This window comes from Bradyrhizobium sp. P2_E8, assembly GCF_056403875.1.
On the sequence record NZ_JBFUES010001050.1, the window covers coordinates 1 to 2,472 of the forward strand.

3 protein-coding genes are annotated in these 2,472 nt (G+C 64.8%); 1 reads left to right on the top strand and 2 read right to left on the bottom strand.

Features of this window, described 5'->3' with window-relative positions; genetic code table 11:
- The coding region (locus AC1D00_RS36455; RefSeq protein WP_477014002.1) for a YqgE/AlgH family protein at positions 1-434 on the top strand (434 nt) is incomplete at its 5' end.
- A gap of 160 nt (positions 435-594) precedes the next feature.
- On the opposite strand, the gene AC1D00_RS36460 is transcribed toward AC1D00_RS36455, so the two are convergent.
- Both AC1D00_RS36460 and AC1D00_RS36465 read right to left on the bottom strand, forming a co-directional pair.
- Positions 595-1,482, bottom strand: a complete 888-nt coding sequence (locus tag AC1D00_RS36460) for a TauD/TfdA dioxygenase family protein (RefSeq protein ID WP_477014003.1) — start codon at positions 1,480-1,482, stop codon at positions 595-597.
- A 203-nt stretch (positions 1,483-1,685) separates the two neighbouring features.
- Positions 1,686-2,465 carry an SDR family NAD(P)-dependent oxidoreductase gene (locus AC1D00_RS36465; protein WP_477014004.1) on the bottom strand — a complete coding sequence of 260 codons (780 nt, stop codon included), beginning with the start codon at positions 2,463-2,465 and terminating at the stop codon, positions 1,686-1,688.
- Positions 2,466-2,472: the final 7 nt, after the last annotated feature.

Below are 2,472 nucleotides of genomic sequence, written 5' to 3' on the forward strand. Positions count from 1 at the left end.
TCCCCGAGCTGTTGCAGCAGCTCGGCATCATCAGGAAGGGCGAGCACATCAAGCTGCCGGAGAACGCCGAAAGCATGAAGGTGCTCCGCGGCGGTCCGGTCGATACCGGGCGCGGCTTCGTGCTGCATTCCAGCGATTTCTACATCGAGAACGCGACGCTCCGGATCGACGACGGCGTCTGCCTCACTGCAACCGTCGATATCCTGCGCGCGATCGCCAACGGTTCCGGCCCCAAGCACGCCATCCTCGCGCTCGGCTATGCCGGCTGGGCGCCGGGCCAGCTCGAGACCGAGATCCAGAGCAACGGCTGGCTGCATTGCGATGCGGATGCGGACCTGATCTTCGGCGACGACGTCGATGAAAAATACGGCCGCGCCTTGCGCAAGATCGGCATCGATCCCGGCATGCTCTCGAACGAGGCGGGACACGCGTAGCTGTCGCAACACCTTCTGCTGTCGTGCGTTAACCTCGCTGTCATGCCCCGCGAAGGCGGCGCATCCAGTACGCCGCAGCGTATCGGATCTATCACAACCGTCTCGGAGTACTGGATCGCCCGGTCAAGCTGGGCGATGACCACGTTCGGTGTGTGAAGCGCTACTCCGCCGCCTGCTGCTGCACCGTCGGCTCCGTCCCCGCCACCGTCGCGCGGCGCATGTCGCGGGGCTGGGACTGGTCGTAGCGGCGGACGCGGTGCATGGTCTGGCGGTTGTCCCAYATCACGAGGTCATGCAGCTTCCATTTGTGGACGTAGACGAATCCGGCCTGCGTCGCATGCTCGTTGAGATCGCGCAACAGCAGCCGTCCCTCCGGTACGCTCATGCTGACGATCTTGCCGGCATGCGATGAGAGATACAGCGACTTGCGGCGGTGGACGGGATGGGTGCGCACCAGGCGTTGCAGCACCGGCTTGAACATCTGCTTCTCTTCGTCGGTGTATTCGGTGAAGCCGAGCGAGCCGCGCGAATACATCAGCGAGTGCTCGCAGACGAGGTCCTCGATCTCGGCCTTGGTCTCCTCGTCCAGTGCGTCATAGGCCGCGCGCATGTCGGCGAATTCGGTGTTGCCGCCCTTCGGGTTCACGACGCGCGCCGACAGCAGCGAGAATTTTGCGGGAATGGGGCGGAACGAGCTGTCGGAATGCCAGAGGCAATTGCCGAGGTTGAACAGGTGCGCGCGGCTGTCCTTGGCCAGCGGCTTGCCGTCCTTGCCGAGATTGGAGACGTCGTTCAGGCCGGATTGCAGCCGGTAGTCCTTCTCCTTGGTGACCGTGCCGCCGCGTGCATCCTCGCGCTGGCCGAAGTTCAGCGCGAAAGCCATCTGCTGCTCGTCGGTGATGTCCTGGTCGTGGAAAACGAGCACCGCGTATTTGTCCATGGCGGACTCGACCTCGCGGGCCTCATCCGGCGTGAGCGGCTTTCGCAAATCGAGGCCGGAAACCTCGCCCGCAAAATGCGTCTGAAGCTGCCGGATGGCGATCGTCATGGCGTTTTCTCCCGCGGACCGCGAGCGGTTGCTCCCGCTCTGTTGGCAAAAAAGCTACTCCCGCACTCGTAGTTGTCAACGCTCGCGGCGCATGGCTGCCAGTAGCCCGGATGGAGCGTAGCGCAATCCGGCGAGGTCTTTCCGCGGGGTGAGAACCCCGGATTACGCTTCGCTCCATCCGGGCTACGCCCCCTGGATGCCTCTCACGCGTTCCGGGCCATCAGGCCGCCGTCGACCGGGATCACCGCGCCGGTCAGGAACGACGCGGCCGGCAGGCACAGGCTCAGCGTCATATGTGCGACCTCCTCGGGGTCGCCGTAACGACCCAGTGCCGTCCGGCGTTTGGCATAGATGGTCTTGTGCTCCTCCGAGATGCGGTCGGTGATGGCGGTGCGGATCGGGCCCGGGCAGATGCAGTTGACGGTAATGCCTTCGCGGCCGAGCTCGACCGCGAGCGAACGGGTCAGGCTCGCCACGCCGCCCTTCGCCGCCGAATAGGGACTGTGCAATGCAGTGGCGCCGAGCGCCTCGGTCGAGGCGATGTTGACGATGCGCGGGCTCTTCGATTTGCGCAGGTGAGGCAGCGCAGCCCGGATGATGCGCGGATGCGCCGTCAGCATCACCGCGATGCCCTTGGCCCAGGCATCTTCGTACGTCTCGTCATCGATCGCGACGCGCACGGAGATGCCGGCATTGTTGACGACGATGTCGAGCCCGCCGAAATGCGCTGCGATGTCATGGACCACGCGCTTGATCTCACCGCCATCGGCGACATCGAGCTTCCACGCCTTCGCTGATCCGGCGTTCGCGGCAATCTCATTGGCAACGGACAGCGCGCCCTGCTCGTCGTAATCGGTGACGGCAACGTTCGCGCCTTCAGCGGCGAAGACGCGCGCGGTGGCGCGCCCCATGCCGCTCGCCGCGCCGGTGACGAGAGCAGTCAGGCCCTTCACGGACCGGCTGAGCTGCTTGAATTCGGACATGCTGTTT

What these genes read in the sequence shown, in the direction of transcription:
- AC1D00_RS36465 (WP_477014004.1), bottom strand. Translation starts at nt 2,465, where the DNA reads ATGTCCGAATTCAAGCAGCTCAGCCGGTCCGTGAAGGGCCTGACTGCT.